5 protein-coding genes and 1 pseudogene are annotated in these 6,230 nt (G+C 65.1%); 3 read left to right on the plus strand and 3 right to left on the minus strand.

Going from position 1 to position 6,230, the window contains the following annotated elements; genetic code table 11:
• A partial coding sequence (locus MOV74_RS28720) for an EAL domain-containing protein (RefSeq protein ID WP_246930004.1) occupies window positions 1–2,532 on the plus strand: 2,532 nt, incomplete at its 5' end.
• 150 nt (window positions 2,533–2,682) lie between these two features.
• Here MOV74_RS28720 and MOV74_RS28725 read toward each other — a convergent pair.
• Both MOV74_RS28725 and MOV74_RS28730 read right to left on the minus strand, forming a co-directional pair.
• Window positions 2,683–2,931 (minus strand): hypothetical protein, encoded by a 249-nt coding sequence (locus MOV74_RS28725; RefSeq protein ID WP_246930005.1) that lies wholly within the window; start codon window positions 2,929–2,931, stop codon window positions 2,683–2,685.
• Between the two features lie 7 nt (window positions 2,932–2,938).
• A complete protein-coding gene (locus MOV74_RS28730; protein WP_246930006.1) occupies window positions 2,939–3,199 on the minus strand; it encodes a hypothetical protein in 261 nt (86 codons plus the stop codon).
• A gap of 155 nt (window positions 3,200–3,354) precedes the next feature.
• On the opposite strand from MOV74_RS28730, the gene MOV74_RS28735 reads away from it, so the two are divergent.
• Window positions 3,355–4,851 carry a diguanylate cyclase gene (locus tag MOV74_RS28735; protein ID WP_246930007.1) on the plus strand — a complete coding sequence of 499 codons (1,497 nt, stop codon included), beginning with the start codon at window positions 3,355–3,357 and terminating at the stop codon, window positions 4,849–4,851.
• Between the two features lie 103 nt (window positions 4,852–4,954).
• On the opposite strand, the gene MOV74_RS28740 is transcribed toward MOV74_RS28735, so the two are convergent.
• A complete protein-coding gene (locus MOV74_RS28740) occupies window positions 4,955–5,830 on the minus strand; it encodes a UTP--glucose-1-phosphate uridylyltransferase (RefSeq protein ID WP_246930009.1) in 876 nt (291 codons plus the stop codon).
• A 205-nt stretch (window positions 5,831–6,035) separates the two neighbouring features.
• Here MOV74_RS28740 and MOV74_RS28745 point away from each other — a divergent pair.
• Window positions 6,036–6,230, plus strand: a pseudogene (locus MOV74_RS28745) (lytic murein transglycosylase); the annotation flags it as partial.

The following is a 6,230-nucleotide window of genomic DNA, read 5'->3' on the forward strand; positions in this document are numbered from 1 at the left end:
ATGACGCGCATCGCGACCATCACGCCCTCGACCGGCGACCGGCCGGAGCGGCAGGAAAGCCCGACCGCCGACGTGTTCCGCGTCACGCTCGATCCCGGCGCCGTCATCACCTTCGTTGCGGAGCTGCGCACCGACAAGCTGCCGCAGCTCTATCTGTGGGAGCCGGAAGCCTACAAGGACAAGGTCAATTCGTTCACGCTGTACCAGGGCATCGTGATCGGCATCTCCGGCTTGCTCGCGCTGGTGCTGACGATCCTGTTCGTGGTCAAGGGCAGCATCATGTTCCCGGCTGCCGCGGCGCTGGCCTGGGCGGTGCTGGTCTATATCGGCGTCGATTTCGGCTTCTGGGGCAAGGTGCTCGACATGTCGAACAACGCCGAGCGCATCTGGCGCGCGGCGGGTGAAGCGATCCTGGCGGCGACGCTGCTGGTGTTCCTGTTCGCCTATCTCAACCTCAGCCGATGGCATGTGCGCTATTCGCACATCACCGTGGGCTGGCTGGCCTTCTTGGGGTCCTTGGTCGCGCTCGCACTGTTCGATCCGGCCGTCGCCTCCGGCATCGCGCGCATCTCGCTGGTGCTGATCGCATTCGCCGGCTTCGCGCTGATCGTCTATCTCTCCACGCACGGCTTCGACCGTGCCGTGCTCTTGATCCCGACCTGGTTCCTCCTCGTGGTCTGGGTGGTCGCGGCCGGCATGACGGTGGCGGGCTCCGTCACCAACGACATCGTCGGCCCTGCCCTGCTCGGCGGCCTCGTGCTGATCGTGATGCTGATCGGCTTCACGGTGATGCAGCACGCCTTTGCCGGCGGCGGCGCCACCACCGGCGTCGTCTCCGACATCGAGCGGCGGGCCCTTGCGCTGGCCGGCTCCGGCGATCTGATCTGGGACTGGGACGTCTCCGCCGACAAGGTCTTCACCAGCCCCGAAACCGAAGCGCTGCTCGGACTGAAGCGCGGTACGCTCGAAGGACCCGCGGCCTCGTGGCTCGAGGTGCTGCATCCGCTCGACCAGGACCGTTTCCGCGCCGCGCTCGACAGCGTGCTCGACCAGCGCCGCGGCCGCCTGGTGCAAGACTTCCGTCTGCGCACCCCGGACGGCCATTTCATGTGGTTCGCGCTGAAGGCGCGTCCGGTGGTCGGCTCCGACGGCGAGGTCTCGCGCGTCGTCGGCACCCTCACCGACGTCACCGAACTGCGCAACGCCGAGGAGCGCCTGCTGCACGATTCCGTGCATGACAACCTCACCGGCTTGCCCAACCGCAAACTCTTCATGGACCGGCTCGGTGCGGTCGCGCATTTCGCCAAGACCATGCCGACGCTGCGGCCGACGCTGATGGTGATCGATCTCGACCGCTTCAAGCAGGTCAACGATTCCGTCGGCATCGCGGTCGGCGATTCCATCCTGCTGACGCTGGCCCGCCGCCTCACCCGCATCCTGAAGCCGCAGGACACGCTGGCCCGCATGGCCGGCGATCAGTTCGGCCTGATCCTGCTGTCGGAGCAGGACCCGGCCCGCATCACCGCCTTCGCCGAGACCATCCGCAAGACCATCCGCGCGCCGATCGCCTTCAACGACCGCGAGATCTTCCTCACCGCGTCGATCGGTCTCGCGCTGTCCGATCCGCAAGTTCAGCTCACGGACGAGATCATCAAGGACGCCGAGCTGGCAATGTATCACTCCAAGCGCATCGGCGGCGACCGCATCGACGTCTACAAGCCTGCGATGCGGGCGCGGAAGACCGACCGCCTGACGCTGGAGAGCGAGCTGCGCCGCGCCATCGAGCGCCAGGAGCTGACGATCCTGTACCAGCCGATCGTGCGGCTGGAGGATCGCTCGGTCGCCGGCTTCGAAGCGCTGGTGCGCTGGGATCACCCCAAGCTCGGACGCATGGCGCCGTCGGAGTTCATCACCATCGCGGAAGAGACCGGCCTGATCGTCGACCTCGGCATGTTCGTGCTGGACCAGACCGCCAAGCAGCTCTCGATCTGGCAGCGCGCGATGCGCTCGCGCGAGCCGATCTTCGCCTCCGTCAACGTGTCGTCACGGCAATTGCTGCGACACGACCTGATCCACGACATCCGCACCGTGCTGTCGCGCTCCTCGGTGGCGCGCGGCACGCTCAAGCTGGAACTGACGGAATCGCTGGTGATGGAGAACCCGGAGCACGCGGCACAGATGCTGACGCGGATCCGCGAGCTCGGCACCGGGCTCTCACTCGACGATTTCGGCACCGGCCATTCCTCGCTGGCCTATCTCCAGCGCTTCCCGTTCGACACGATCAAGATCGACCAGTCGTTCGTGCGCACCACCAACCGCGGCGCGCGGCCGGTGATCCTGAAGTCGATCATCGCGCTCGCGCACGACCTCGGCATGGACGTGGTGGCCGAAGGCGCCGAGACGGATTCGGATGCGGTCGAGCTCTACCAGATGGGCTGCGAATACGCGCAAGGCTTTGCCTTCGGCGAGCCGATGGACGCGGATGCGGCAATGCGCCTGCTGACGGAAGTGCGGCTCGAAGCGGCGAGCTAACGCTGTTCTTCCTTCTCCCCCTTGTGGAGTATCGTAGGGTGGGCAAAGGCGCACTTTCGCCGTGCCCACCATCCAACCCTACGACAGAGGTGGTGGGCACGCTCCGCTTTGCCCACCCTACGATACTGTCTTCTTCCGGAAGACGACGAGCTAACTCGGCTTCCGCCGAAGTCCGACAACCAGCCCAAGCCCCGCCAGTAGCGAGATCGCGGCAAGGCCGCCCCACACCATTCCCGCCTGCTCGAGATAGACGTCCTGCGAGACCGGATCGTAGCAGCGGCCGAGCTCATTGAAGCAATCGTGCCAGCGCCAGTAGCGGGCCTCGAAGGCGAGTGCGAACAGCACACCTGATACAATCAGGGCAGCGCCAAAGATCCCCCTCAACCAGCGCAGAACCATCCGCTGCTCACCTGCGTTGCAGCTTCTTCTTCGTGAACCTCACGCTCTGCCCATCCGGCATGCGCGTCGCAACAAACCCGGCGGCGAGGCAAGCTTCGCGCTGCGGCATCTGGATGTCGGGGCTGCGCAGGCTGTCCCACCACGAGGCACGATTGGCCGCGCGCGGCAGCGCCGCGCCGATGATCTCCTCGATCTGTTCGAAGCTCAGGACGAATTCAGCCTGCTTCTGCCGCATCAGATAGTCGCGCAACGCGTCGTAGTCGTTCACAATCGTCCTCTCGCCCGAACCCCAGACTGTCCCATCGAGGTCTGCCCAAAACCGTGAGCCTTGTAAACCGATCCTTAACTCATTGCAGCAGCGCCGTCCTACCTTAAACACTGCGCAAGCTTTCTGGCGCATCCACTAGGGGTCGGGAGCGAACGATGCTGTCTGGATGGCGCGAAGTCACGGCCCGCCGGCCGTGGCGGATTTCGGCGAAGCTGCTAATCATCTCGTCCGTGGTGACGGTGATCGGCTTTTCTGCCATTTGCGTCAACGTCATGCTCGACATGCGCCGGGGCGAGGAGGCGCTCGCCCGCCAGACGCTGGAGAATTTGGCGACGAGCATCCAGTCCGATGTCAGCCGCAACGTCGAGATCTACGACCTGTCACTGAAGGCGGTCGCTAGCAACATGCTGCTGCCCGAGCTTGCCACGGTCTCGAAGCCGATCCGTCACCTGATCCTGTTCGACCATGCGATCACGGCACGGCATTTCGGCGCCATTCAGGTGTTCGACGCCGACGGCAGGCTGACCATAGACGCCTCCACGCTCGATCCCGTCACCGAGAACCGGAGCGACGAGGACTATTTCAGGGTTCATCGCGACAATCCCGAGGTCGGGCTCTTCATCAGCCGCCCGATGCTGTTCCGCGGCGCCTACGCGATCGTGCTGAGCCGTCGCATCAGCGATACCGACGGCGGCTTCCTCGGCGTCGTCGCCGGCTCGATCCGCTTCAGCTATTTCCACGAATTGTTCGAGCAGCTGCACCTCGATGCAGAGGACACCATCACCGTGCTCAAGCGTGACCGCACCATCATGATGCGGCGGCCGTTCGACCTCGACGTGATCGGCACGAACCTGAACGACCGCCGGGCCTGGAAGGCCGACAACCTCCCGGTCGGAGCCTACTATGCGGGACAGGGCCCGGTCGATCCGACGCCGCGGCTCTATGTCCGCAGCGCCGACAGCGGACCGCTGTTCGTGGTGGCGGGCAAACCTCTGGCCGCGGTGTTCGCGCTCTGGCAGAAGGAAGCGTTTCGCATCGGCGCCGTGGTGCTGGTGCTCGCGCTGTTCGTGCTGGGATCGACGCTGGTGCTCGCGCGCGAGATCGGCCGGCGCGCCGAGGCCGAGCGCAAGCTCGAGGAAATGGCGACGACCGACGCGCTGACCGGCCTGAAGAACCGCCGCAAGTTCGATTCCGTCATCGACGTCGAATGGCGGCGGGCCATGCGCCAGAAGGCGCCGATCGCGCTGTTGATGATCGATGCCGATCACTTCAAGGCCTACAACGACACGTTCGGCCATCAGGCGGGCGACCAGGTGCTGGTCGGTATCGCCATCTGCATTTCCGATTCGGTGAGCCGGGCCGGCGACTGCGCCGCACGTTATGGCGGCGAGGAATTCGCCGTGCTGCTGCCGAACGTTTCGGCTGCTGACGCCTTCAAGGTCGCCGAGACGATCCGCCTCAAGGTGCAGGGCTGGTCCGACGACCCGGTGATTTCGACGGTCTCCTGCGGCGTCGCCAGCTTCGTTCCCACCGCCGGCATGGACTGGCCGGTCCTGGTCGCCGCCGCCGACAAGGCGCTCTACGCCGCCAAGGCCGGCGGGCGGAATCAGTCGGTGGTTGCGAGCTTGCCGCAGCTGTCGCTGGTGGCGTGAGGCGGTCTACGCGCCGCTATTGAACGCGACGCAACCCGCCACACCATCGCGGTCGTCCCTGCCAATTGCGCACTAGGCTGGGACGACGCCCAGTTTGTAGCCCCTACTGCCCCAGATACTTCTTCATCTCCGCGATCAGCCCGTCGCGCAGCTCCGGCCGCTTCAGGCCGTAGGCGATGTTGGCGCGCAGGAAGCCGGGCTTGGAGCCGCAATCGTGGCGCTCGCCCTCGAACTCGACGCCGTAGAATTTCTGCGACGTGGCGAGCCCGATCATGGCGTCGGTGAGCTGGATCTCGCCGCCGGCGCCGCGCTCCTGCGTCTGAAGGATCTTGAAGATCTCCGGCTGGAGAATGTAGCGGCCGGTGATCGAGAGGTTGGAGGGCGCGGTGCCCTTGGCCGGCTTCTCGACCATGCCGTCGACCTCGAACATCTTGCCGCTGCGTTTTCCCACGCCGCAGATGCCGTATTGATGCGTGAGATGATCGGGCACCGCCTCGACCGCGACCAGATTGGATTTCTCGCCGAGCGAGGATGCCATCTCGATCATCTGCTTGAGGCAGCCCGGCGTGTTGAGCACGAGCTCGTCGGGCAGCACGACCGCGAACGGCTCGTTGCCGACGATGTCGCGCGCGCACCAGACCGCATGGCCGAGGCCGAGCGGCGCCTGCTGGCGGGTGAAGCTGACGGCGCCGGCTTCGGGCTGGTTCTGCGCCAGGATGTCCTGCTCGGCCTTCTTGCCGCGCGCCGCCAGCGTCGCATCGAGCTCGAACATCCGGTCGAAATGATCTTCGATGACGTTCTTGTTGCGGCCGGTGACGAAGATGAAGTGCTCGATGCCGGCCTCCCTCGCCTCGTCATAGACGTACTGGATCAGCGGCTTGTCGACGATGGTCAGCATTTCCTTCGGCATCGCCTTGGTGGCGGGCAGGACACGGGTGCCGAGGCCGGCGACGGGGAATACGGCTTTGCGAATTTTCATGTGATTGTTCGAATACCTGAGGGCACATGGGGACGGAGCAATGGCATCTTGCTAGCCTGTTTGCAGCCGCCAACAAAGGCGGTTGTGGGGCCTCATCCGCGCAGAGTTAAGAAAAAGGCCGTCACCAAAATTTCACCTTTGTTAAGCTATTGGCAACCGTAACCAGGCCTCCTGATGGCGGATTCCATAAGCCGACGAGTGGGACATGATGCAATCGGTGGCAGGGCGGGCAAGACGGGCGGCATCCGTGACCGGCGCAATGATGATTGCGGCCGCTGTGCTGCTGCCTGTCAGCGCGCACGCCCAGGCGCAGAACGGCCTGTCCAACCTGTTCGGCGGCATCTTCTCGGGTGCGAACCCCGCGCCCTCGCAACCTGCGCCCGGCCCCGGCGGCGCACTT

This window comes from Bradyrhizobium sp. SHOUNA76, from assembly GCF_023006445.1.
In the GTDB taxonomy this organism is placed as follows: domain Bacteria; phylum Pseudomonadota; class Alphaproteobacteria; order Rhizobiales; family Xanthobacteraceae; genus Bradyrhizobium.

Coding starts and splice junctions, on each gene's coding strand:
- MOV74_RS28725 (WP_246930005.1), bottom strand. CDS start 2,931: ATGGTTCTGCGCTGGTTGAGGGGGATCTTTGGCGCTGCCCTGATTGTA.
- MOV74_RS28740 (WP_246930009.1), bottom strand. CDS start 5,830: ATGAAAATTCGCAAAGCCGTATTCCCCGTCGCCGGCCTCGGCACCCGT.
- MOV74_RS28735 (WP_246930007.1), top strand. CDS start 3,355: ATGCTGTCTGGATGGCGCGAAGTCACGGCCCGCCGGCCGTGGCGGATT.